Source organism: Paenibacillus odorifer (assembly GCF_000758725.1).
GTDB classification, from domain to species: domain Bacteria; phylum Bacillota; class Bacilli; order Paenibacillales; family Paenibacillaceae; genus Paenibacillus_AQ; species Paenibacillus_AQ odorifer.
Genome location: NZ_CP009428.1, coordinates 4,898,482 through 4,924,072, shown reverse-complemented (window position 1 = coordinate 4,924,072; position 25,591 = coordinate 4,898,482). Strand labels below are relative to the sequence as shown.

Annotated in this window: 23 protein-coding genes; 15 read left to right on the top strand and 8 right to left on the bottom strand. The window is 42.2% G+C overall.

Annotated features, from left to right (window positions below; genetic code table 11):
- Positions 1-172 precede the first annotated feature (172 nt).
- A complete protein-coding gene (locus PODO_RS21555; RefSeq protein ID WP_038572609.1) occupies positions 173-1,312 on the top strand; it encodes a 5-methyltetrahydropteroyltriglutamate--homocysteine S-methyltransferase in 1,140 nt (379 codons plus the stop codon).
- Between the two features lie 441 nt (positions 1,313-1,753).
- Here PODO_RS21555 and PODO_RS21550 read toward each other — a convergent pair whose 3' ends face one another.
- From PODO_RS21550 to PODO_RS21540, 3 genes are all read right to left on the bottom strand, one after another.
- Entirely contained in the window at positions 1,754-2,695 is a 942-nt protein-coding gene (locus PODO_RS21550) for an NAD(P)H-binding protein (RefSeq protein WP_038572607.1), read from the bottom strand.
- A 78-nt stretch (positions 2,696-2,773) separates the two neighbouring features.
- Positions 2,774-3,673: a LysR family transcriptional regulator gene (locus tag PODO_RS21545; protein ID WP_036683054.1), complete on the bottom strand. Its 900-nt coding sequence runs from the start codon at positions 3,671-3,673 to the stop codon at positions 2,774-2,776.
- Positions 3,674-3,764: 91 nt separating this feature from the next.
- Complete coding sequence (locus PODO_RS21540; protein WP_038572605.1) at positions 3,765-4,955, bottom strand: coenzyme F420-0:L-glutamate ligase; 1,191 nt, start codon at positions 4,953-4,955, stop codon at positions 3,765-3,767.
- Between the two features lie 147 nt (positions 4,956-5,102).
- Between PODO_RS21540 and PODO_RS21535 the strand changes: the two genes are divergently transcribed.
- From PODO_RS21535 to PODO_RS21525, 3 genes are all read left to right on the top strand, one after another.
- Entirely contained in the window at positions 5,103-6,299 is a 1,197-nt protein-coding gene (locus PODO_RS21535) for a macrolide family glycosyltransferase (protein WP_038572603.1), read from the top strand.
- On the top strand, positions 6,296-7,243 hold the full coding sequence (locus tag PODO_RS21530) for a helix-turn-helix transcriptional regulator (protein ID WP_038572601.1): 948 nt from the start codon (positions 6,296-6,298) through the stop codon (positions 7,241-7,243). The genes PODO_RS21535 and PODO_RS21530 overlap by 4 nt, the downstream gene beginning before the upstream one ends.
- A 67-nt stretch (positions 7,244-7,310) precedes the next feature.
- Positions 7,311-7,844 (top strand): DinB family protein, encoded by a 534-nt coding sequence (locus PODO_RS21525; RefSeq protein WP_038574709.1) that lies wholly within the window; start codon positions 7,311-7,313, stop codon positions 7,842-7,844.
- Positions 7,845-7,936: 92 nt separating this feature from the next.
- Here PODO_RS21525 and PODO_RS21520 read toward each other — a convergent pair whose 3' ends face one another.
- Together PODO_RS21520 and PODO_RS21515 are read right to left on the bottom strand one after the other, a co-directional pair.
- Complete coding sequence (locus PODO_RS21520) at positions 7,937-9,553, bottom strand: response regulator transcription factor (protein WP_038572600.1); 1,617 nt, start codon at positions 9,551-9,553, stop codon at positions 7,937-7,939.
- Positions 9,554-9,557: 4 nt separating this feature from the next.
- A complete protein-coding gene (locus PODO_RS21515) occupies positions 9,558-11,297 on the bottom strand; it encodes a cache domain-containing sensor histidine kinase (protein WP_038572599.1) in 1,740 nt (579 codons plus the stop codon).
- Positions 11,298-11,644: 347 nt separating this feature from the next.
- Here PODO_RS21515 and PODO_RS21510 point away from each other — a divergent pair, with 347 nt between their 5' ends.
- The 4 genes from PODO_RS21510 (at position 11,645) to gnpA (ending at position 17,202) form a co-directional block, all read left to right on the top strand.
- Positions 11,645-13,120, top strand: coding sequence for a carbohydrate ABC transporter substrate-binding protein (locus PODO_RS21510; protein ID WP_038572598.1), 1,476 nt, complete (start codon positions 11,645-11,647; stop codon positions 13,118-13,120).
- Positions 13,121-13,210: 90 nt separating this feature from the next.
- Positions 13,211-14,152, top strand: coding sequence for a carbohydrate ABC transporter permease (locus tag PODO_RS21505; RefSeq protein WP_244886367.1), 942 nt, complete (start codon positions 13,211-13,213; stop codon positions 14,150-14,152).
- Positions 14,153-14,161: 9 nt separating this feature from the next.
- Positions 14,162-15,016 carry a carbohydrate ABC transporter permease gene (locus PODO_RS21500; RefSeq protein WP_038572597.1) on the top strand — a complete coding sequence of 285 codons (855 nt, stop codon included), beginning with the start codon at positions 14,162-14,164 and terminating at the stop codon, positions 15,014-15,016.
- 26 nt (positions 15,017-15,042) lie between these two features.
- Positions 15,043-17,202, top strand: a complete 2,160-nt coding sequence (gene gnpA / locus PODO_RS21495; protein WP_218918655.1) for a 1,3-beta-galactosyl-N-acetylhexosamine phosphorylase — start codon at positions 15,043-15,045, stop codon at positions 17,200-17,202.
- Between the two features lie 413 nt (positions 17,203-17,615).
- On the opposite strand, the gene PODO_RS21490 is transcribed toward gnpA, so the two are convergent.
- Entirely contained in the window at positions 17,616-18,521 is a 906-nt protein-coding gene (locus PODO_RS21490) for an AraC family transcriptional regulator (protein ID WP_036683035.1), read from the bottom strand.
- 183 nt (positions 18,522-18,704) lie between these two features.
- On the opposite strand from PODO_RS21490, the gene PODO_RS21485 reads away from it, so the two are divergent.
- Genes PODO_RS21485 through PODO_RS21475 form a run of 3 tightly spaced genes read left to right on the top strand, consistent with a single transcriptional unit; the run spans position 18,705 to position 21,632 of the window.
- Positions 18,705-19,553: a sugar phosphate isomerase/epimerase family protein gene (locus tag PODO_RS21485; RefSeq protein ID WP_036683033.1), complete on the top strand. Its 849-nt coding sequence runs from the start codon at positions 18,705-18,707 to the stop codon at positions 19,551-19,553.
- Positions 19,554-19,573: 20 nt separating this feature from the next.
- On the top strand, positions 19,574-20,587 hold the full coding sequence (locus tag PODO_RS21480; RefSeq protein ID WP_038572595.1) for a Gfo/Idh/MocA family protein: 1,014 nt from the start codon (positions 19,574-19,576) through the stop codon (positions 20,585-20,587).
- Between the two features lie 31 nt (positions 20,588-20,618).
- Entirely contained in the window at positions 20,619-21,632 is a 1,014-nt protein-coding gene (locus PODO_RS21475) for a Gfo/Idh/MocA family protein (RefSeq protein WP_038572594.1), read from the top strand.
- Positions 21,633-21,709: 77 nt separating this feature from the next.
- Here the strand turns inward: PODO_RS21475 and PODO_RS21470 are convergent, their stop codons facing one another.
- On the bottom strand, positions 21,710-21,919 hold the full coding sequence (locus tag PODO_RS21470) for a hypothetical protein (protein WP_036683023.1): 210 nt from the start codon (positions 21,917-21,919) through the stop codon (positions 21,710-21,712).
- A 205-nt stretch (positions 21,920-22,124) separates the two neighbouring features.
- Between PODO_RS21470 and PODO_RS21465 the strand changes: the two genes are divergently transcribed.
- The 4 genes from PODO_RS21465 to PODO_RS21450 all read left to right on the top strand — a co-directional run bounded on the left by PODO_RS21465 (position 22,125) and on the right by PODO_RS21450 (position 24,878).
- Positions 22,125-22,439 (top strand): hypothetical protein, encoded by a 315-nt coding sequence (locus PODO_RS21465; protein ID WP_036683022.1) that lies wholly within the window; start codon positions 22,125-22,127, stop codon positions 22,437-22,439.
- Between the two features lie 120 nt (positions 22,440-22,559).
- A complete protein-coding gene (locus PODO_RS21460) occupies positions 22,560-23,093 on the top strand; it encodes a hypothetical protein (RefSeq protein ID WP_036683019.1) in 534 nt (177 codons plus the stop codon).
- Positions 23,094-23,190: 97 nt separating this feature from the next.
- Complete coding sequence (locus PODO_RS21455) at positions 23,191-24,309, top strand: DNA alkylation repair protein (RefSeq protein ID WP_038572593.1); 1,119 nt, start codon at positions 23,191-23,193, stop codon at positions 24,307-24,309.
- Positions 24,306-24,878 (top strand): type 1 glutamine amidotransferase family protein, encoded by a 573-nt coding sequence (locus PODO_RS21450; protein ID WP_038572592.1) that lies wholly within the window; start codon positions 24,306-24,308, stop codon positions 24,876-24,878. The genes PODO_RS21455 and PODO_RS21450 overlap by 4 nt, the downstream gene beginning before the upstream one ends.
- A gap of 65 nt (positions 24,879-24,943) precedes the next feature.
- Here PODO_RS21450 and PODO_RS21445 read toward each other — a convergent pair whose 3' ends face one another.
- Complete coding sequence (locus PODO_RS21445; protein ID WP_036683014.1) at positions 24,944-25,537, bottom strand: hypothetical protein; 594 nt, start codon at positions 25,535-25,537, stop codon at positions 24,944-24,946.
- Positions 25,538-25,591: the final 54 nt, after the last annotated feature.

Sequence of the window (25,591 nt, the reverse complement as noted above, 5' to 3'; positions counted from 1 at the left end):
GAAAGAGGCGCTACTCATGCGCCTCTTCTTTTTTTATCATGCCCTTCTAATTATCACGCTGAATCTAGCTATAGTTAATACTTATAACCTGTCATAGCTCATTGGTAGATCGGTTTAGTCAGTCGGTTATGCTATATTTATTCTAATAATTTGTTTACGAGGAGATTAATATATGAGCATTCAAACCGTACCCCAAAAACGAACCGTTACTCCATTTCGATATGATATCGTGGGCAGCTTCCTGCGCCCCCAAGCGTTGAAAGATGCTAGATTAAAATTCAAGAATGGTGAAATTACTGCCGAGCAGTTGAAGGAAGTAGAGAACGACGAAATCGTTAAGCTCGTGCAGAAACAAAAAGAGGTGGGTCTTCAAGCAGTAACCGATGGCGAATTCCGCCGCTCTTGGTGGCACCTCGACTTCTTCTGGGGACTTGACGGTGTAGATCGGACAATTATTGACCAAGGTTACCAATTTAACGGTGCAGAGTCCAGACCAGAAACAGCCCGACTGACCGGGAAAATAAGCTACAGCAGCCATCCTTTTGTTTCGCATTATGAATTTTTAAAAGGTGCTGCTGGTGAGGACGTTGTTACGCGTCAATCGATTCCTGCGGCTGCACAATTCCTGTTCGAGCTAGATCGGGCGGAAAACAAGGAAAGCACAAATGAATTATACCCGAATCGCGAAGAGCTTATCTCGGATATTGCCAAAGCATACAAAGCATCGATTCTGGCCTTCTATGCAGCGGGCTGCCGCAGTATTCAGATCGACGATTGTACGTGGGGAGCGCTTTGCGACGAACAGTTTATAGCATTTATGAATCAGATTGGCGTTAACGTAGCTGAATATGCAAGCGAACTTGCAAAATTGAATGAGGAAGTTGTAACTGGTCTGCCGGAAGATCTTGTTGTAACGACCCATGTATGCCGGGGCAATTATGTTTCGACTTATGCTGGAGTAGGTGGAGGCTACGAGCCTATCGCGCAAACGCTTCTTAATATCAATAACTACTCGGGTTATTATCTGGAGTTTGATACCGAACGTGCAGGTGACTTCAAGCCATTGCGTTTCTTGAAAGACAATCAGCAGGTTGTGTTAGGTCTGTTCTCATCCAAATTTGGTGAGCTTGAAAGCAAGGAAGATATTCTGAAGCGTATTGAGGAAGCGAAGCAATACGTTGATCTAAACCGGATTTGCCTTAGCCCGCAATGTGGCTTTGCTTCTACGGAAGAAGGCAACCACCTGACAGAAGAGCAGCAATGGCGTAAGCTTGCTTATATTAAAGAAATTGCTGAAGAGATCTGGAACTAACTCTAATTAAAAAGTAGACAGAGACAATACACCTTTAGCCATTCGGATGTTCATCCGTTCGGTTAAAGGTGTATTTTGTTCTACAGTGAGCATACCGATATACTTGGCCAGTTCTATCTATACCGTGACGGAGGATTAGGGAAAACCTCCCTAATAAAAGCCGATAATTGCTCTAAATGAATGAAATTAGGGAATAACTCCCTAAAAAACAGAGCAATATCAAGAATTACCGCCAAATCAGTTAAATTTCAGGGAAGAATTCCCTGATTATTAGTCTGATGACCAGAATCCTCTGGTAATAAGGGAGGAATCCCCTAATTATCTCCAGGGCGAGCATATGATTGAGCTTTACGGAGTTTTTTTGCCACGCTCAGTATAAAAGAAATCACCCCCGTTTAATAAACGAGGGTGATTTAGCCTAAGAAGTAAGAGTGTCAGCTTTTAATTGTCTTTAGAGTGTCTTTCGCCAACCTGGAATTCATCGGCATGTTCAAACATATATTTCACGGTCAGAGGGTCATGACCAGTAAGTTGTTTGAAGTCGTCTGTATAAACATCCATTTTTCCTTCACGAATAGCTTGTCCGAAAGTAACCATACCTTCTGAAGAAAAGGGTGCTTCGGAGCCTTCTTTAAATGCACCGTCGGTGGTTCTAGGCACGCCCATTGCTTCGAATACGGCATAATTTTCTTCATCCGTGTTTTCTTTGTAGGTGATATGATTGCCCGTTACTTCATTACCAATCTTAATGAAATCGGTAATTGTCATCAATTCAAGTCCGTTGATATTTAGAATCGCTTCCTGATAATTATTGGAGGCTAGGGCATACGCAACGGCTTTTGCGCAATCCTTCCGCGAGATATAAGCCATTTTACCGTCACCTTGATTGTTTGTTAATACCCCGTCACCCTTCACATACGTGAAGTAATTGGTAATCATGGCTTCCGCGTATTGGGAATTCCGAAGGAAGATATAATCTAGCCCAACGCTTTGAATATAACGTTCGGTATACACATGGTCGATTTTTTCTACGCTTGGATTGCTTTCATCGGCTGCGTTTACTAGAGAAGTATAAATGATCTGTTTGACTCCAGCTTCTTTGGCAGCATCGATCACATTTTTTTGTGCATTTTGGCGTTTTTCTCCAACAAAAGGCATGGAGATTAGAGCGAGTTTATCGGCATGAGCAAAAGCTTCGGCAAGGCCGTCCTTGTTATTAAAGTTGGTCACATGTGTTTCAATCCCTTGTTCCGCATATTCTTTCAAACATGCTGGATCGTAAGCGCAAAAAATGATTTGGTCTTTATCTACCAGCTCCAACAAATATTCCGCAGCTTGCTTCCCTAGATTTCCATCGACACCAGTCAACAATAATTTACCCATGATCGTTGTCACTCCTTGTTGAAATGAATTATACCCTTATAGTATGTGAAAAAAGTAACATAGTCTAACACATAAAACTTATGGTCGATTGCTAAATCCAATTTGGATTTGTTGCAGGAAGGAAGGCAAGGCCGGGTTTGTATTATTTTTGAGATAACCTGCTTCGATTGCAAAGGTATGGTGTGAATCATCTAAGGGAATTAGCCGGACTTCATCTTGAAGATAAGCGAGCTGATAGTTATCCGGGAAAAAGCCAATCAAATTCTCCGTGATGATATAAAACAATTCTGTCTCCACATCGTCTGCGGTTCGAAGAATGTTCGGCTGATAGCCGTCTTCAATTGCATGCTGGATCATTAGATGATAAGAGTTTCCAATAGCTGTTGGATTCAGCATGACTAGTGGATGTTCATATAACTCCTCTTTGGCGATCGATTCATGATGAAACAGGGGATGGTGGTGACTCACAGCCGCACAATAACGTCCCTTATACAAGGGATAGGTTACAATGTCCTCTTTTCCCTGAAACTCGGAATCAAAGGCAATAGCCACGTCGTAAATCCCTTTTTGCAAGTATTCTGCAATATCTTTTAGCAATACTTTATTCAGTTCCAGCTTAATATTCGGATGATGATCCTGAAACGAGGGAATCAATTTCAACAAACTTTGGATATCCGTCATCGCCGCATATTCGATACTCAAGGATTGCGTATTATACTTTTGAAAGTTTTCCATGCTCATCTTCATATGGTTATATTGCTTCCAGAGGATGAGGGCTTCGCCATAGAAAAGCCATCCGGCTTTGGTTGGCTCAATAGGGATCTGCTTTCTGTCAATCAATTGAATGTTGAATTCCTCTTCAAGCGCGGCGATTTGTTGGCTAATGGTGGTCTGCGATACATAGTTCTTTTTAGCTGTTTCCGTAAAATTTCTGCATTCCACGAGATCTATAAAATATTTAATCCTTCTTATGTTCATAGTATCCTCCGCATGCCGCTGTTTGCTTTTATTATAACCCAGAAAGTAAAAAAGAGAGCCTCGTTTAGAGACTCCCTTTGTTGTACTACTCTTATTTTGTGTAGTTATCGAAATAACCTTGGATATAAATCATTGGTGTTCCTTTATCGCCACTACCAGAAGTCAAATCAGATAATGATCCAATCAGGTCAGTTAATCTACGAGGTGTAGTCCCTTGGGCTTCCATCGCACCAACTAGATCATCATTTTTATTCTGGATGTATTTAGAAATAGCTTGTTTTAACTCTTCACCACGAAGATGAGAGAAGTTGTTATCGGCCAAGTATTTCAATTTTACTTCATTTGGTGTTCCATCAAGTCCGGCGGTGTAAGCAGGGGAGACAACTGGATCTGCCAGCTCCCAGATTTTTCCGACTGGATCTTTGAATGCTCCATCGCCATAAACCATAACTTCTACAGTTTTACCTGTCATTTCTTTGATTTTTGCTTGGATACCATCCACGATAGGCTGGCAGTTATTTGGAAATAGCTTAACACTTTCTTCTGTTGCTTTATTTGATCCTAGCAGACCATAGGCTTCGTTAAAGCCGCTGCCATCGATTGATTGTGTAAGAATATCATCCAAGCCAAATACTTTTTCAGCACCGTTGTTTGTGAGAATACGTTTGGTTCTGAAGCGAGTGTGAATATCGCAAGTTAATACATTTTTTGTATAGTTTAAAATGGTTTTTGGGTTGTTGGAGAAGATGACTTCACAAGCCACACCTTCAGCTTCAATTAAACCTTTATAATATTCAATATAGTCAACCCCTGTGAATGGGTGCTTAATATAGCCGAAAAACTCACGGAACTGAGCTTCTGTTAATACATCCGTCCATGGATTGATACCTTTAGCATCTAGTTCGTCGATGTCTACAAGGTGGTTGCCTACTTCATCAGCTGGATAGCTTAACATTAGGACTACTTTTTGTGCCCCTTTGGCAATACCGCGTAAGCAGTTAGCAAACCGGTTACGGCTAAGGATTGGAAAAATGACCCCTACGGTTTCTTCGCCGAATTTCCCCTTTATATCAGCAGCAATATTGTCAATCGTCGCATAGTTTCCTTGTGCCCGAGCAACAATGGATTCAGTTACGGTCACAATGTCACGATCTTCGATCGAAAAACCCTCGACTGTTGCTGCATTCAATACCGTCTGAACTACGATTTCTTCAATGTTATCCCCATTGTTAATGATAGGTCCGCGAAGTCCACGTACAACTGTTCCAACTACTCTTTCCAATATGATCTCTCCTCTAATAAGGGTATACTCTATATTATTAAAATGGTTTTAAAGCCTATATTACTATACCCTTTTAGAGCGATATAAGTAAAATTAATGTTTATAATATCTAATATAAAAATGATTTATAGTTAAGGAGGATTACAATTGGCGCGTGTGTTATTTATTAATGGTGGATCAGAGGGACATATCAATCCCACGATTGGCGTTGTGGAAGAGCTTATTTCGCATGGCGAAGAGGTAGTGTACTTTTGTATAGAAGCTTATAAAGAGCGTATGGAGATGACGGGGGCTACAGTACGAACATTTGACGATCAGAAATTTATACAAGCTTTTATCTCAGGTGGAAGAAATTATGTACTGGAAAGAATCAACGGTCTTTTACTTACGGCAGATATAGTTATTCCAAGCGTTCTTGAACAGATCAAAGGGGAGCATTTTGATTACATCGTCCATGATTCTATGTTTGGCTGTGGACGTTTGCTAGCTCAAATTCTTAAGCTTCCGGCCATTAGCTCCTGTACTTCTTTTGCGCAGACAAAAGCAGCATTCGATGACATGTTAGAACGATTTTATACTACAGTCCCTGCAGAAGTAACTAATCCTATAAAGGATAAATTCCAAAGCTTGACGCAAATGGTGAAGGGCAAATATGATGTGGACATCCAATCCCCTTATGAAGTGTTTTGTAATCCTGCCCCACTTACTATCGTTTATACAACTAGGGAGTTTCAACCTGAGGGAGAAGCTTTTGACCCGTCTTATATCTTTGTAGGACCCTCCATCTCTTCACGATTAGCTCCAGAAAAATTCGATCTCATGGCAATTAAGGGGAAAAGTCTAATTTACATTTCACTCGGCACAGTTTTTAACCAAGCCATTGAATACTATAAACTTTGTTTTGAAGCATTGGGGAACACGGAGCACACTATTGTGATGTCAATTGGAGATAAAGTCCAAATCACTGATTTAGGGGAAATTCCGCAAAACTTTTTCGTGAAAAATTATGTTCCACAAACGGATATACTGCAATACACAAAGTTATTTATTACACATGGTGGAATGAACAGTATCAATGAAGGGCTTTATTACAGGGTTCCGCTAATTGTAATTCCACAAAGTGCGGATCAGCCAATAATTGCGAAGCAAGTCGTCCATGTCGGAGCAGGCATTAAGTTACAAATGCAAAGTTTAACTGCAAATCACCTACGAGAAGCCGTAGATCATGTATTAAGCGATTTATCTTATAAAAAAGCTGTCTCCAATATCAGTGAATCGTTTCGGAACTCGGGTGGGTATCGACGAGCTGTTGATGAGATTGTTCGGGGAGGGGGAGTCGTATGAACAAAATGGACCGGTTGTTAGCTATAGTGCTTGAACTGCAGCGTAACAAAATGTTGCGGGCGGAGGATTTGGCTGCTAGGTTTGAAACGAGCGTAAGAACGATCTATCGGGATATTCAGGCACTGAGTGAAGCGGGCGTATCCATTATAGGAGCGCCAGGGCAGGGTTACTCCTTAATCGAGGGGTATTTCCTGCCACCCGTTAGTTTCACGCTGGATGAAGCAGTGACATTGCTTATCGGAACTGATTTTATCGAGCAGCGGTTTGATGCACACTATGGTAATAAGGCTAGAAGTTCTAAAGCAAAGATAGAAGCTATCCTGCCGGAAGCCATCCGCAGTGAAGCATCACAGATTCGCAAAAGTTTTCGTTTATTTGCATCCGTAGAAGATATAGCACCCATACAAGAGAAGGCATGTTTGGAAGCCATTCGTGGAGCGATATTGGAGGGAAGGAAAATAAGATTTCGTTATTCCAAAAGAATCGCCGAAGCCGATGGGAACCGTCAAAGTGTTCGTACGGTTGCTCCTTATGGACTTGTGCTTCATCACGGGTCATGGGTACTCATCGCCTGGTGTGAATTGCGTCAAGACATCCGTCATTTCCGGTTATCCCGAATGAGGGAGCTTATTAATCTGGAAGATGAATTTATACTGCCAGCAGATTTTCATCTGGAGGTATACCAACCTCCTGATGATCGCAACGTTCATGTGCTTATCTTAGTCCAAGCTGACATAGCCGATAAGGTAAGGGAATCAAATAATTTCTATATGGAAACTATTGAGGAGCATGCGGAGGGGTTACTTGTTACTTTTCGCGTTCGCGAGCCAGGGGAATTGCTGCAATGGGTGCTTGGCTGGGGAGGCGGTATGGTTGTGCTGGAGCCCGAATCTTTCCGTGATCAGGTTAGAAATGAAATAGAAATAATGTTAAAACGCTACTGACATAACGCTGTCAGTAGCGTTTTTGTATACTTGGACCATCAATGACTACAGGAGCTGATATATGATGATTACAACAAAAGAAGCCTTACAACGATTTGAAGAAACTGCGACATACTATATTCAAGAATTGGAGCGATTCAATCTGGAGCAGCTGAAGCAAAAGCCGAGTGAAAACGAGTGGTCCATCGGACAGATGTTTCAGCATCTCATTAACTCGGCGCTGTATATGCAGCTTCGTAATATTGATCAATGCCTTGTGCTCGACCAAGATCCCTTAGTAGCTCATGTGGGGAAAACTGAGGATGGTGCGGCTATATTTGCGCAAGGAAGCTTTCCGCCCATTCGTATTCAGGTTCCGCCTTCCGCCCAATATACGCCGGAGCAGCCGGAGAGCAAAGAACAATTAATTCAAGGGTTACGTACAGTCATCCAAAGAATGAGAGAGATCGAACCCTCTCTTGAGAAAGCATCCAAACAAAATACCGTTTCTCACCCGCGATTCGGTGGATTATGCGCGGAGGAATGGTTCCTACTTATTGAAATGCACTATCGTCATCATCTTCTGCAGCTGGAGCGGTTAAACAAAAGAATTGTTGTTTAATTCCATATTTGCACCTAAAGAAGGGTTCATTCAGGTTGTGAAAGGATCATAAAATCAGGAACCGCATTCCAATAAAAAGAGTTGGAATGGTCTTAATTTCTTGAACCAAGCGTGGCCTGAACGTGATTCTTATATTCACTAGGATTAACACCAAAGTGTTTTTTGAATAACCGGGTGAAATAAAATTGATCGTGTATACCGATTTGCGTGGAAATTTCTTTAATGTATGGATTCCCTTTAAGTATTAAATCTGCGGCTTTTTCCATTTTCACAGTATTAATGTAGTGAATGATGCTTTGCCCCACTTCTTCTTTGAAGATTCTGGACAGATAGTTCTCACTTAAGTTGACATGCTTGGCAATCAGAGATAAGGTCAGCTTCTTCTGATAATGTGTGTTGATATAGTCAATCGCTTGTTTAACATCTCTATTGTGTGTAGTTACGATCTGTTGCTTTTGATGGGAGAATAGTTGGAACACAAGCTCCATTATAGATAGAACGTCAGTGGTACGTTTACTGCTGGCGATATTTTCTATATAGTTCTTTAAAAGCTTTGGATCCTCGACAATGAGATGGGCATCGCATAAGGGAAGATAATGCAGACAATTTACAATGAACTTTTTGGTTTCAGCAGGATTAATTTGCTTGGATTTACAGATGTCAAGAAATTGCTGAGTTGCTTGAGTAACGGCTTCAACCCCTGAAAGCTTCCAGTTCTGAATTAATTGCGTCGAGAAATCATGTACATCCTCGAAGTCCAGCGTATCCTTTAAATGGACATCCTTTGGATCTATAATCGTTATTTCGTTGTAAAATTGGATTTGCAAGGATTCTTTACATTGCTCTAGGGTTCGTTTTGCTTCAGCATATCCCCGTACAGGATCAGAAAAAACAATAGTAGGGGTGATAGAAATATACATTTTGATTAAACGAATGACCCTCTGGATAAAGTCTGTGCGGATAATTTGATGATCGTCTAAGGTATCACAGGAGATTAGAAGCAGCAGCCCATTAGATTCTAGCTGAATAATTTCTAACTGATCTACGGTCTCCAAGATATCCAAGATGATGTTTTCAATAAAGGATACGGAGATGTGATTTTGTCTTTCGTTTTGAGTGGCGTTATTCTGCTCAAAAGTAATGTAGAATAAATAACAGCTGCTTTCGCTGAAAGCGAACGTTATAGCATCATGCTGATCAAGCTGCTGCACATCGTAATAAGGATCGGTGAAATAATCTTTTAAAAGCGCATTTTTCACGCTTTTTAAGTTATGTTGTAATAACTGTGTTTGGGTCTCCTGCTGCTGCCTAGATTGAAGCTGTTCTTGAATTAGCTTCGTAGATTTCTCCAGCAAATGGATCAAATCCCCCGTTTTCATACTAATCTTCAGCATATAATCTACAGCACCAAGCACTAAGGCTTCACGAACTAACTCATACTCCCCGTGGTTGCTGGCCACCAGAATTTTTCCTGCAAACCCTCTGTTATTCAGTTCTTTTATCAGCTGCAGACCATCCATATTAGGCATTTTGAGATCTGTAATGATGATATGGGGATTAAACTTGTCTACAAGTGTTAAGGCTTCAACTCCGTCAGAGGCAGTAGCACAGATCATGTATCCAAGCTCTTCCCATGGAATCATGGTTCTGAGCGCAACTTTAACAATAGGTTCGTCATCCACTAGCATTACATTATACATAGGATACATAGTATCACCCCTTAAGTTCGTATGTTTGTATAGGGATAATCAGGCGGCAGCAGGTTCCATGACCCATAGAGCTTGTGATGAACAGCCCGTAACTCTCACCGTATTGAAGTTTAATGCGATCGGCCACATTTGAAATTCCGATACCCGACAGATTGTCAGCCTTTTCTGATTTGGTGGTGTCAAACCCTTTTCCGTTATCGATGATTTCAATAATAAGGGTATATTCATTTTTTGCGTATACCTTAATTTGGATTAGAACTTTTCCTCCTATATCTGTAACCCCATGAAGAATCGCGTTCTCTGCGATCGGCTGCAGGATGAGCTTGGGGATCATGCTCTGTAATAAAGACTCATCCAAGTCATATTCAATGTCAAACCTGTCGGCATAACGTATTTTTTGAATGGCAAAATAATGATCCAGATTGTTCAGCTCCTGCTTGATGGTGATTTGCTCATCTTGATCGATAATGGTACTACGCAGCAATTCAGCTAGTGAGGAGATGCCGTCGCTAAGGACGGGAACCTGGTTAATCATCGCCAGCCATCGTAAGGAGTTAAGTGTATTAAAAAGAAAGTGAGGATTAATTTGCGATTGCAGCATTTGCAATTCGAGCGAACGTCTTCTTTTCAGATCTTTCTTTTGATCCTTCATCAGCTGTTCCATTCTACTGACCATGCTGTTAATTCTATTGGCCAACACGCCCATTTCATCGTTGCTGTGATCTTCGATCCGACTCGATAGATCACCATAAAAAATTTGGTTGCAGAAGACGATGATTTGTTTGATTGGTTTCAGGATGCTTTTATACAATACGATAATAATTAGAATACACACGACTACAATGATGCTGACAACAATAAGTAGTCCAGTGGTGATTTTACTTGTCTCTGAATTGATATAAGAGAAGGGGACGGTAGAAATCATGTACCAGCCTAATTGATTATTGTTAATATAAGAGATTTGCTGCATTTTTCCATTGACCATGCCTTGGAAGGAATGGTTTTTCTTTGCCTCTTGTGTCTTGATTTGCTTAAAAAGCTCATCTTTATAATAGGGTTCTCCTAGCGGAGTATCCTTTTGATTCGAGGACATTACTTTTCCCTCCCTATTCATAATAAGGAGACTGGAACCTGTACCTAAATCCACACTGGAAAGAATGACTTTTGAAAATAACTCCCCACCAATAAAAACAAACACATGACCTAAGGGAACGCCAATGTCATCTTGATCAAAAATTTTCCGGCCCAGGACAATGGTATTGTAAGCGCGATAGCTTTTTACGTAGTTAAGACTGTCATAAGGGGCATTCAGCTCTACTTGTTTCATAATTTCTTCATACTTAGGATTGGGGATGCCGTCGTAGCCTAATTCATAGATAGGTTGGTTCTTGGCGTCGATGACCCGAACGTTCTGGACATATCCGGGGTAGATGGTTCTATATAAATTGTCCATGGCATGATTAATGGCAGCATTGCTAGGAGCGGGTTCATTTGGTGCTGCCGATAAACGCTCCTGAATAATACTATTGGTAGAAACAGAGCCTGCAAGATATTGATAGTTGTTAAGTTCACTTAACATCGTTCGATTAAGCAGCGTTAAAGCCTGAAATGTGGATTTACTTAATTTATTGTTAATGGATTTGGAGTAAATGGTGTAGGAGTAGAAACCTATAAAGATGATTGGGATCACAGAAACGATTAAGAGAATGACGGTTAAGCGATTTTGAATTTTAACCTTGCGCATGATTTGCGGAGGATTAGGAAAATGCAGCTTCCCTTTACGTCGACTCAGGTGGATGACCTCCCATTCACTATCTTTTACTTACAAGTTAACATAAAAAGAACAATGGAATATATATGCAGCGGCGAAAAGTGAGAATAATCTATGGAATGGATAATATTATCCATTCCGTTAACGGCTAAGTTTACAGGTTATGTGACCCTGATGAATAAGCTTATACGAGCTTGCATTGGAAGATGGATAAGATAATACATAGGTAGGTTTGTATTGTAAATGTAAATATAGCGTAAATCCTTTTATACTTAAATTATTAAAAAAGCGTTTACAAGAATATCTTAAGGAGGGCGTTTATGAAAAAGACTATGAGTACATTATTAGCAGTAATGCTACTAGGTGTGGGGTTGCTCGGCTGCGGGAACAGCAATAATAAACCTGCTGCCTCTAATGAATCGGATCCAACGAAAGCTGCGAGCACAGCGCAAGCTACAAGTACAACGAACGCCGAGAATACTAAAGAAGAACCTGCTAAAGATTTTGATAACAAGGAACTTAGTATTGCTGTATTCCAAGGGGGATATGGTGCGGATTATTGGAATGAAATTGTCAGCAAATTCGAAAGTACTTATCCAGGTGTGAAAGTGAACATGACGATTAATCCAAAAGTTGGTGAAGTAATCCGGCCGCAGATTGTTGCGGGTAATCCTCCCGACTTCCTGTCTGTTACAGATACAGAGCAAAGTGGTATCGTGCTTTCATTAATTAAAGAAAAAGGACTGCTAGATATCAGCGATGTATTTGAAAGCAAAGCGCTTGATAAAGAGGAGACAATTAAGGACATGATTCTTCCGGGGATGCTGGACAGTACAAGATTTCAGCCCTATCAAGATGGAAAGACGTATCTCGCACCTTTTAATGCTGGACCGATGGGCTTGATTTACAATAAAACACTGTTCGCAGAAAAAGGCTGGAGTGTTCCTGAGACTTGGGAGGAGTTCTTTGCTTTAGGTGATGAGCTGAACAAAGAGGAGAACTACCTGGTTAATGCAGATGGAACTAAAACGAAGCGGGCTTTATTCACTTATCAAGGCATCTATCCGGATTATTTGGAGGAAATTCTCTACCCGGCCATTGCCAGTGCGGGGGGGAAAGAAACGCTGGATAAAGTCTTTGCATATGAAGAAGGTTCATTTAAGAACGACACGATCAAAAAAGTACTGGATATTTTCTATAAAATCTCTAAAGACGGTTATCTGATGGACGGCACGGTTGCCTTGAACCATACACAGTCGCAGACCGATATGATGATGGGTAAAGCTTTGTTTATCGTAAACGGCAACTGGATGGAAAATGAAATGAAGGATTCACCTAGAGAAAATGGGTTTGAATTTGGGATGACAACAGTACCTGTGTTCAATAAAGGTGATCAGAAGTATGTGCTTTCCAGCTACGAGCAATTCTCCATCCCTGCTAAGGCTAAAAATCCTGAGCTCGCTAAGGAATTCTTGAAGTTCCTATATACCGATGAGTCTGTGAAACTATTCGCGGAAAAAGCGAATGGGGCGTATGCGCTTAACGATGCGAAGGAGCTGTCTAAGCCATTTTTAACTAAAGGTGTCTATGACATGTTTGAGGCTTATAATGGTTCCATTTCTATTCTACAGGGCTGGCAATCGTTACCGAAGGGTTCCAAGGTTAGTGTAGTCACTGAAATGTTCAAGAATACGGTCACACCAGTGATGACAGGCCAGATGACCACGGATCAATGGATGGATAATGTGGAAAAAGCTTTTGCACAGATTCGTAAAGAGAAAGCGGCTAGTAAATAATCTATAGTATCTCATGCAAATGCATCCTGTTAGGAATGGATAAGGTTATCTATGAACGGGATGCATTTTGTATGAAGAGGAGTGAGAAAGATGTCTGAAATGCAGCTGGCAGAAGTAGCTCCTAGACAGAGAAAATCAAAGATTAGGACAGCGAAAACCAGAAATCCTAAGCTATTCATAGCGGTATGCACGATTCCTACGCTCTTGTTAACCCTCGTATTTATGATTATTCCAACCTTTCGGGCATTTTTTATGTCTTTTACGGATGCCACCGGGATGAGTGATGAGAACAAGTTTATCTTTTTGGATAACTATAAATATATGTTTCAAGATGAGATGTTCCTCAAAGCGCTGAGCAATACATTTAAACTGATGCTGGTTGTGCCAGTAATTACATTGATTTTTGGGCTGGTGCTTGCTTTTCTATTAACGCAGACGAAGCTGAAGGAAAGAGGATTTTACCGAACCGTATTCTTTTTCCCTAGTATCATCTCTTTGACGGTAGTCGGAATTATCTGGTCCTTTGTGTTTCATCCCAACATGGGCATTTTGAATAATATTCTGGGGAGCATCGGATTAGATCAACTGAGCAGACCTTGGCTTGGAGATAGCCGAACAGCATTGTGGTGTGTAGCCGTTACACTGATCTGGCAAGCGGTTGGTTATTATATGGTCATGTATATCGCTGCGATTGACGGGATTTCTGCGGATGTGTTTGAATCGGCGACTATTGATGGTGCGGGATATTTCCGGAAGCTTACCAGCATTACGATCCCTCTGCTAAAAGATATTATTGGCATTACGTTTGTGTTGTCCCTGGCAGGTACGATCAATTTAAGTTTTATAGTTGTAACTGTAATGACTGGCGGTGGTCCGGCAGGTGGAACTACTGTTTTACTCCACTACATGTACACGCAGGCCTTCCAGAATGCGAACTTTGGTTATGCCATGGCTATAGCTATATTTACGCTGGTGTTCGCCTTTGTGCTTTCTTTTCTGTCCAGACTACTTACAAATCGAGCAGAAGGGTAGGGGAGAAGGATGACGAGCAATCAACAGAGTCTTCTAAAAATGAATATTGCCCACTGGATTACCCGGCTGTTTCTGATTGTAGCCACCATTGTTTTGTTATATCCGTTTGTATGGAATCTCTTAGCTTCATTTAAAAGCAATACGGAATTTCTAACCGACCCCTTCTCCTTACCACAAGTCTTACACTTTGATAACTATGTACGCGCTTTTCAGAAATCCAAGATGGGGAGTTATTTCCTGAACTCTATCTTTCTTGTGGTGTTATCCACGGCGATTCTAGTTATTTTTGTGGTTCCTATGGCTTATGTCTTAACGAGATTTAAGTTTTGGGGCTCCAAACTAATCCTTAACCTTTATATGGCCTGTATTTTTCTGCAAGCCTCCTACATTATGGTTCCTCTATTTCTTCAGGTGAATTCGTTCGGGATGTTGGACAATCGCGGGATGCTCAGTTTAATCTATGCTGTTCTGCAGTTTCCCTTTGCCATCTTTGTATTAAGTGGATTTCTGCGGTCCATCCCTAGAGATTATGAAGAAGCCGCTAAGATTGACGGTTGTGGCAACACGGGAGTGCTCGTCAGAATTGTTGCGCCGCTTGCTAAACCGGGTATTGTGACGGTCTGTATGCTGGCAGCGATGGGCTTTTGGAATGAGTATCCGCTGGCGTTGGTCTTAATTCAAAGTGATAGCAAAAAAACATTGCCAGTAGGTTTAGCCAATCTTTTTGAGGTTCAACGTTATGCTACAGATTGGAGTGCACTTTTTGCCGCGCTGATCCTAGTGCTGATTCCAACAATTCTTTTATATGTGATAGGACAAAAGCAATTGCTCCAAGGAATAAGCGCAGGCGGAATTAAGGGCTGAACAACAAAGACATGGAGGGAAGTTACGTGGACAAAGGAAGATTTACACTGCCTGGTGAAACAGGGATGGAAGAGGTCATAGGTGATCTCGTCGAAAGATGGGGTGTAGATGCCGTACGTGACAGTGATGGCACGAATCTATCGCAGGACATTCTCGACATGGGTCTGCAAATTTATTCAACGCTTTGTCTCGTCCGTGAGGACAACGAGTGGGCGAAGCAGCATCCGCAATATAGACAGCAGATTTATCTGATGTCTGCTCCAGTAATAGTAACTTCAAAGGTGAAGACCATCGATATTATGGCTGATTATTTTGTCGATCAATTTAGTCCTAACACAGATGTGAATATAAAAAAATATTGGCAGGTTGTAAACCGGACTACAGGAGAAGTATTACCTTCTGAATGTTGGAGTTATGCAGAGGGGATTGTCACACTTGAGCAGGCGGTACAATTTCACAAATATACGGTCAGTTTCTTGGCCTACCAGAAATGGGAGCCGGTCTCCATGTACAACCACATCACGAATGATTGGGATGAGGAGCATCGTTTACCGTTGGATGTTCGTTATCCCGAGGCTCAAGAGCATGTTTTGAAGGTGCTGGAAGATTGGCTGAAGAAACATCCCAAGACTGATATCGTTCGTTTTACGACCTTCTTTTATAATTTTGATTTGATATTTAACAAGGAAGGTAAAGAGAAACAGGTAAATTGGTTTGGCTATCTGAGTTGTGTAAGTCCACTTGCGTTAGAGCAATTCGAACAAGCTTATGGGTACCGATTGACTGCAGAAGATTTTGTGGATCAGGGGCGATATAACACACCATTTAAGAACCCGACCCAAAGATACCTGGACTGGATGGACTTCAATCAGAAATTCATCGCAGGTTATGCCAAACAATGTGTAGATATGGTGCATGATTTCGGGAAGAAAGCGATTATGTTTTTTGGAGATCACTGGGCTGGCACAGAGCCTTATGGCAAATATTTTCCGGAGATCGGGCTCGACGCAGTGGTTGGGGCAGCAGGAGATGGCGTTACAACCCGTATGATTGCGGATATACCTATTAAGGATACCGAGGCACGTTTCTATCCTTATTTCTTTCCAGATGTCTTTTTTGAAGGGGGAGACCCTGTCGGAGAGTCCATGCCGATCTGGATCAAATGCCGGCGTGCGCTCATGCGCAAACCAGTTGGCAGGATGGGGTATGGCGGATATTTGAGTCTAGCGCATCAATTCCCGGATTTTATTGATCATGTGACAGAGATTGCGACGCAGTTCAAAGGGATTCATGCTAATGCAGAAGGGACACAGCCTTTTAAAGCTCCTTTTAAAGTAGCGGTTCTGAATACCTGGGGTTCCCTTCGAAGCTGGCAGACACATCAAGTGGCTCATTCTTTATGGAATCAAAGATGTTATTCCTACATAGGGGCATTAGAGTCATTGGCGGGCTTGCCGTTCGACATTGAGTTTATAAGCTTTGATGACATCAGGTTAAGTGGGATTGATCCTAGTATCGGTGTGATTATTAACGCGGGTGATGTCCATACCTCTTGGAGCGGTGGAGATCAATGGAGCGATCCGCAAGTTGTGGCAACACTTCGTGAGTGGGTGGATCAAGGGGGCGGTTTTATTGGGATTGGTGATCCATCAGCTTATGAACATCAAGGGGTTCTTTTTCAACTAGCGGATATTCTAGGGGTTCAGAAGGAGATTGGATTTACAGCAAGCATCAATAAGCCCAAGGTAACGCCTGTGCAGGATCATTTCATAACGGAAGATCTGGAAGGTGAGATCGATTATGGTGAAGGGATGACCATGGTTTATCAAGCGGAGGCCGGAGCAGAAATATTGGATGTGCACCAAGGCAGCTGCAATCTTGCCGTGAATTCATTTGGTCAGGGTCGGGGCGTTTATATCGCTGGACTTCCGTACAGTATTCAGAATACCAGACTACTCAGCCGAGCGATCTTTTGGGCTGCACATCAAGAGGAGCAGTTGTATTCATGGTTCTCAGTGAATCCGAATGTTGAATGTCATGCGTATCCTGAGACGGGTCGATATTGTGCCGTAAATAACACTTCCGAGATCCAAAAGACGACGATCCTGATGGACAATGCCGTGATCCAAGAAATAGAGTTGGGTGGGATGGAAAGTGTGTGGTTTCAATTTGAGATCACACATTAGGAGTCAGCCGTAACTACGGCGAATAATTAGACTTCCGGCCGCTGTTATCTCCAACTTTCCTGAATTGTACCGCTTCGATGGAGTGATTGGGGAATTTCTCCCTGAAATTCCGGGATTTTTGGTCATCAGACTAATAATCAGGGAAAATCTCCCTAAAATTTAGCTGATTCGTTAGCAATTATAGAAATTCCTCTTATTATTAGGGAGGAATTCCCTGATTTCGTTCATTTAGAGCGAATATTGATTATTTTCAGGGAGTTTTTCCCTAATTAGTTTTAGAGCCGCCGCCCCCTTCTTTGATTTTTCAGGGAAGGGGGCTTTTGCTTTTTTGAATCATAAGGAAGAATCCACCACCCTCAATGTTTTTAGCGAGTTCTTCTAACTTGGATTGAGATATTCTGGGGTTTCCGTATCTAGAGTATCCGGGACAACTTGCGATAAGCCCGCGGAGAAATCCCCTCATTCGCGGTAAATACCCTGCTGAAATAATGGATATCAGGATAACCAACGTTATCACCGACCTGTTCAATCGGCCAATCCGTTTCGCGCAGCAGCTTGCGTGCTTCCCGATGCCGGATGGAACGGAGATATTCACCAGGAGGCATGCCAGCCACCTCACGAAACAGCTTGGAGAAATGGTCTTCATGCATATTCATGGCACCAGCCATGAATTTATTACTCCAGCGGTCTGCTAGCTTTGAATCCATCTCGTCGATTAAAGCTCTGATCCGCCCGGTATGAACGGAAGATTTGGCTGCATTTCGGGAGCTTTGTGTTCGGAGCAGCGAGGTTAGAATGCCGAGCAGTAACCCCCGACAGACCCATTCATAACCGGCAGGCCGCATCGTAAATTCATGCACGAGCTGTTCCATCGCATGAATACATTCGGGTGGCGGGGTATAAATGGGCTCCTGTGACAATGGCATAAAAGGAGCGGTCACAGCTTCCAAGGCAAACTTCTCGGCCATAACCTCCTCCTCATTGACCAGCATGTCTTCATCGCTTGTAATAATCGATTCCCCAAAAAAATCAAAATGGATCCCAATGAGTTTGGTTTCCGAATCTGACACAATCGCATTCTGATGATATACCCCGGAAGAAAGGAATATCAGTTGTCCTGAATTCAGGATATATTCCTCCGTATCCATTTTTGTTGATAATTTCCCCTGGCGAACGTATAGCAGCTCGAAATCATACAATCTTCTTCTTGGAAAGAGGCAAGGTGAGAGGATTTGGAATTGTGCGTAGTGAATGCCAGGTGACCACTCCCGGGAAGGGACCTGTTTTCTCAGGGGATAACGGGGTTCTTTTTCAGCCACGAATAAACCTCCCATACAGTATAAAATGATTTTTTCAAATAGACCGGAATCGTGCAAAAAATCTCTTGTTCACCTAAATAAATCTAACTTACAATCTATTATAATATAAATAAATCAAGGATATAAGGGTATTTAGGGCAGGATCTTAAAAGACGGAAAATAACAAATTTGAGGAGGATTCAGATGAAAAAGGGAATAAACATTTGGTCGTTTCGCGAAGGTACTGAGATCGAAGAATGTGCACGTCTGGCTAAAGCGGCGGGGTTCGATGGAATTGAATTGTCTTTGAATGAATCGGGTGAACTTGGCCTGCAAACCACTGAGAAAGAAGCTATTAAGATCAGAAATTCCATTCAGGAGATGGGGTTAGAAATTGCAGGACTGGCGACAGGACTATATTGGTCATATGCCATGACAAGTGAATCCGCGGCGAACCGGACGAAGGCTATCGATGTATGTAAAAAACAATTGGAGCTGGCCGCAACACTTGGCGTAGATACGATTCTTGTCATTCCTGGTGCGGTTGGTGTCGATTTTATTGAGGGCTGTGAAGTAATCGATTATGAAAAAGCTTATGATCGAGCCTTGAAGGCGATCAGTGATCTAGCTCAGGATGCTAAAATGGCGGGTGTTTCTATTGGGATTGAAAATGTGTGGAATAAATTCCTGCTGTCTCCGCTTGAATTACGTTCTTTTATAGATGCTGTAGGCTCCAATTATGTAGGTTCCTATCTGGATGTAGGGAATATCGTTCATTCTGGTTATCCAGAGCAGTGGATACGGATTCTAGGCCATAGAATCAAGAAGGTGCATTTCAAAGATTACCGCCGGGCAGCCGGAGGACTTCATGGATTTGTTGATCTACTTGCTGGGGATGTGGATTATCCTGCTGTTATGGAAGCACTGCAAGAGATCGGCTACAGCAATTATGTTACTGGTGAAATGATACCGCCATATACGCATTATTCGGAGCAAATCATTTTTAATACTTCTGCAGCGATGGATGCTATTTTAGGACGCACTAGTTACTAAGTTTAAGAGAGGTGAAGGCTGTGCTCAGAGTGGGGCTGGTGGGCTTTGGATTTATGGGCCGAATGAACTTTGATCAGTATGTTCAATTGCAGGAAGACGGCCATCCGATTTCTCTGGTTGCCATTTGTGACCCGCAGATTGAAGTCCTTAAACATACTAAATCCGCGGGGAATATGAACACGGCCCACGAGGTATATGATTTATCCCCTTACAATTTTTATGAGAATTTGGAGCATATGCTCGAAAAAGAAGAACTAGATGCTATTAGCCTTGCGGTACCTACGTACTTGCATGCTGAAATGGCTTGTTCGCTGCTGGAACGAGGGTATCATGTGTTCTGTGAAAAGCCGATGGCGAGACATTCCGCAGAAGCTTGGAAGATGGTAGCGGCGGCGCAAAGCAGCGGAAAAAAATTGCTGATTGGCCATTGTCTTCGCTTCTGGCCGGGATATGAATATTTGAAGGGGATCATAGCTAGCGGTGAGTTCGGTGAAGTGACAGAGGCTTATTTTTACCGGGGTTCCGGTGCTCCTAAAGGGTGGCTGGTCAATGATGAGCTAAGTGGTGGCTGTATGCTGGATATGCATGTACACGATACGGACATCATCCATCACTTATTCGGAAAACCGGATAAAGTGTCAACGCTTGGGCGGAAGGTTTTACCGGGAAGTGGCTATGATATCGTCTCCACTCATTATTTTTATCAGGATGGAAAAGTGGTCAATGCCCAAGCGGACTGGACACTGGAAGGCGACTTTGGTTTTTACATGGGCTATCGGATTAATTTTGAACGGGGGAATGTAGTCTTCGATGGCGCGGAAGTTAAGGTGAATCCTAATTGTCAACCGGGGTTCATTGCGAAGCTTTCTTCGCATACCGGATATTACAGAGAGTTGGTATATTTCTTAAAAGTCATTCAGAACGATGAGCCAGTGACTCTATGTATGCCCGAAAGTGCGGCCCAATCCATAGAAATCATTGAGGCTGAAATCCAATCGGCTGATCAGGAAGGTACCTGGATACGGATACGTTAAGTGCCATATTTTTAGTAAAGGAGACTTCACGATGTTGAAAATAGGTTTGATCGGTTTTGGATTTATGGGCCGGATGCATTTTGATAATTATGTGCGCTTAACGGAAGAGGGGCAGCCCATTGCCCTTAAAGCCATCTGTGATTTGCGAATTGAGGAATTAAAGGATGGAAAAGCAGCCGGGAATATGAGCACTGCCCAGGAAGTCTATGATTTGTCAGCTTACAATCTATACGATGATCTGGAGAAAATGATAGCCAGTGAGGAACTGGATATGATCGACATTGCGGTTCCTACTTATCTGCATGCGGAAATGACTTGTTCGCTGCTGGAACGTGGATATCATGTATTTTGTGAGAAACCGATGGCCAGAACTTCCGCACAAGCGCTGAAAATGGTGGAGACGGCAGTCCGCTGTGGGAAAAAACTGATGATCGGACATTGTCTCCGTTTTTGGCCGGGGTATGAGTATTTAAAAGAAGTGATAGAGAGCGGGCAGTTCGGTCAGGTCACGGAAGGGTATTTTTACAGGGGATCTGGTGCTCCTAAGGATTGGTTTCTTGATGAGACACTAAGCGGTGGAGGCATTATGGATATGCATATTCACGATACGGATATGATTAACTATCTGTTCGGCAGACCGGATAAAGTATCATCCTTAGGACGTAATGTCCTTCCGGGAAGCGGATATGATATCGCATCGACTCACTATTTTTATAAGGATGCAAAAGTAATTAATGCTCAGGTGGATTGGACGCTGGAAGGTGATTTTGGGTTTTACATGGGGTATCGGGTAAATTTTGAACGAGGAAATATAGTGTTTGACGGCAGCGAGGTCAAGGTCAATCCGAACGACGGGGCGGGCTATTTAGCGGAACTTTCGCCGGATGTTGGCTACTATAGGGAGCTTGTATATTTTCTGAATGTCATTATCCAGGATAAGCCTATCATTATTTGTACGCCAGAGAGTACAGCGGAGTCTCTAAGAATCGTGGAAGCAGAAATGAAGTCAGCGGATGCTGAAGGCGAATGGATCGTGCTAGATTAGTTGTGTGCAGAGTGAGTAAGGACGTGAGCTGGAAGAGGATCATTCACAATGACCTTTTTCCAGTTCACGTCCTTTTGTCATCGCTGAAATTTGGTGTTGTCTCTTGCATAATGGGATACTGATCCGTCATATCTTCTCAGCCGTACTTGTTCATCAGAGAACAGTTCAACAATTCCTGAAGCAACCTCTGAATACATTCCATCAGGATCAAGCTGTAGCGCAGAAATATAGGTTTGGGATAAGGCAGCTATAAAAAAATCAATATTTTTCACTAGTGTTTGTGGCATGTTATTCCCTCCGGTGACATCTTGTACATGATGATATATTAAACCATAGGAGTTATTTTACCATGATTTATCGTTGAGTTTTAGGAAGAATTCTTTGGTAAAAGTCGAAAATATGAGAAATTTGGTTGAAATTGTATTTAAGATCATCTTTAATGAAACAAAGAGGGGAATTTTACCACTCTAAATAAATTAAGGGGATTACATAATGAAAGACTATGAAGTGCTGGAAATTAACAAAAAGAGTTTTTTTAAAACGACTATCTATTTTATGATCATTCCTACACTGCTATTGTTTATAGTAGGTTTAGGGATGGTGGTGATCGGGCTTATCATTAAAGAGACGTTTATGGTTGTTATGGGTATCCCTTATTTGATTATGCCGGTTATTTTGATACTCATTTATGGATTGGTGGGTATGCTGGTAGCGCTGGTATATAACAAGCTGGCGAAGAGATTCGGAGGTCTAGAATTGAAAATAGTGGAGAAAAACCCTCCGGTTGAAGCAAACTATTTACCATAACCCGAAGTTATTAAAGGGCAGGTATTGCGATGATTTCGCTACCTGTCCTTTTTTATCTTTTTAATTTGAAAAGAAACCGGGGAATGGATATGATTTGGATAATGAAAGGATGATTGCCAGATGACGGAACAGACACAAAGAGCCAAGGAGCTGTACATTCAGTTTTTGGGTCATTTTTTAAATATGCATAAAGCAGGAGTGCTTAAGGAGTACAAGAGTTTTGAAATTCCAAGAGAAGTGGAGCTGGAATGGCTGCAGGAATGGGCTACGGAGCACGTCAAGCAGTTGTCGATACGGGACTGGGATGCGATTACGATACTAGAATCCATCTCGCGGAATTATCAGGATAGCTGGATTGTGGAAAAAGTGGCTTCTTTTGCTTCGCGGAATATAATGAGCGCCGATAGTTTGGTTAGACTGATTTATGCGGAAAAAATGCTTGAAATCATTCGTTCTCATAATCAAGTGATCACAAAAGAACTGTTATTTCAAGGATGTAAGGTTGCTGTTCAAATCCTCGAGGATGTAATCTCACAGCCGCTGGTCATTGATCCTGGACACGAACTTAAAGAACATAACCTTAAAGATAAACGTGCGTTAAACAGTCGAGCCCAACAAGGGATTGAAGAGGTAAAGGTACTAATTAATTCTTAGTTGCCAAAGTTGACATACTGTTGTCAAATTGGATGTGCTACGATTTCCTGACAGAATCAAGTTTGCTGATCTAAAGAAGAAAATGAGGGATTATCGAATGGCTGAACCTTTAAAAGCAATGTACAATGAACAATTTCTGCGTGAGTTCGGCGAAAAGATTCGTGGCGTACATAATGTCTTCGAGACAGAGGCATTTGTAAGCTCAGCCATGACTGAACCGTGGGAAACGCTTGAGCTGAAGGCAAGAATGCGGCGGATCACCGAGACGTTGGGCAGCCACTTACAGCTTCCTTATGAGGAAGCGCTGGCTATCCTATTCGCCATTGCTGAGGAATGTGTAGGATTTCCGTATTTAATTTTTCCGGATTTCGTTGAGGTATATGGCCAAGGAGACGAACATTGGGCGTTGTCTATGCAGGCGCTGGAAAGATTCACAGCGAAATCATCGGCTGAATTTGCAGTTAGGCCGTTTCTCTTACGGGAACCAGAACGGATGATGGCTCAAATGCTGGTATGGGCGAAGCACCCTGATGAGCATGTACGTAGGCTGGCTAGTGAAGGCTGTCGGCCTCGTCTGCCTTGGGGACAGGCGCTCCCCATGTTCAAGCTTGACCCAGCTCCGGTATTACCTGTACTTGAGCAGCTTAAGGCGGATACATCCCTGTATGTGCGTAAAAGTGTCGCTAATAATTTGAATGATATTGCGAAGGATCATCCGGAAGTGGTGCTCGATACCGCTCGGCGCTGGAAGGGAACACATCCCGATACAGACTGGATTGTGCGGCACGGCTGCCGTTCTTTGATTCGTAAAGCTGAGCCAGAGATTATGGCTTTATTCGGATACGCAGAGCAGACAGACGAAGCTACTCCACTTATAACGAGTGCTTCAATTCTATTGGAACCTTCTATCCTGACCATTGGCGAAAGCTCTGAATTACAGTATAAGCTTCAAGTTCGTGAGGGAGCTCCGGCACGGATTCGGATTGAATACGGAATCTATTTCGTGAAAGCGGCAGGTCGAACCTCTCGTAAATCTTTTTTGTTATCGGATAAGACCGTACCTGGAGGTACAATTCTGTCAGGTAAACGGACACATCGTTGGGCTGATTTAACAACTCGGCGTCATTATCCAGGAGAGCACCGGATTGTGCTGCTGGTAAATGGGCGAGAAGTGGCGGAAGTGGCGTTAGAACTTAAAGGGAGTGCTAATATATGAAAAAAGAAGTTTTGATGTTTCTATCCAATGGCTACGCTGATTGGGAAAGCGGATATATTAGTGCCGAACTAAATAAGCCGGAGAGTGAATTTAAAGTAAGCACAGTTGCTTTAACTAGCGACAATGTCAAATCTATGGGTGGATTTACTGTTGTACCTGACTATACTTTAGACAGTTTACCTGTTCAGTATGAAATGTTAATTTTAATCGGGGGCACAGGCTGGAAAGATAATTCAGCTATTACTCCAGTGATTGAAAAATGTTTGCAGGAGAGTGTACCTATTGCCGCTATATGTGACGCTACAACTTTTTTGGCTGAACATGGCTATTTAGACAACATACCGCATACCGGAAATTCATTGGATTATTTAAAACAAAACGCTCCTAATTATAAAGGAGATGCAAATTATATAGAAAAACAGGCAGTTTCGAGTGAACATATCATTACTGCTAATGGTACGGCTGCTTTAGAATTTGCAAGGGAAGTTATGAAGAAGTTAGAGGGTTTCCCAATCGAAACCGTCGAGGGATGGTACAATTTTTTCAAAGATGGTTTTTATCAAGAATAAAAATGTATATAAAAAAGGTGGTCTCAAGTCTTAACGACTTCAGATCACCTTTCTGGGGTTGAAGCTTATTTTTTCACTTCTGTAACACCAGTTACTTTTCCTTGATCGGATGAATTAAAGGTGGATTTATATTGATCGTTTGCGAAGTAGACATTGCCTTCAACGGTTGCGTTCACCAGGGTAAAACCATCCGCTTCTACGTATACATCTCCAATAAAAGTGCCGCCTTGAATACGGGCGTTTTTACTCTTGATGGTCAATTTTGGAGCAGTCAGTTTGAAGGAGTTGGTGATGTTGTGATCCGCATCTTGTGTGTATAGAGCAATTTTTCTGGCGGGTTCCTCTTTATTCATGAATTCTCCATCCACGACGAGATCTTCGGTGAAGGTTAAGTCTTTAAGTGTGGCAGCAATCCAGGTTCCCTCTGGACTGATGGCGCGTTTGAAGGCTTCTTCATTATCTACTACGGAAGCTGAGGTTACAGCATCTGTGGTGTTATTTTGATTATTAGCGGTGCCTGCATTATTAGTGGTACCCGCGTTATTTGTGTTCTCAGGAGTGCTTGTTGCAGTAGCATTATTAGCATTATCTGTTGCATTTCCACATCCGACCATTAACACAAAAGCAAATACCGCAGCAACACTTGCTATCTTTCTCATCTGTATAACCTCCCTAAGTAATTGTACCGATATCCTTCGAGCTTACTATAGAGT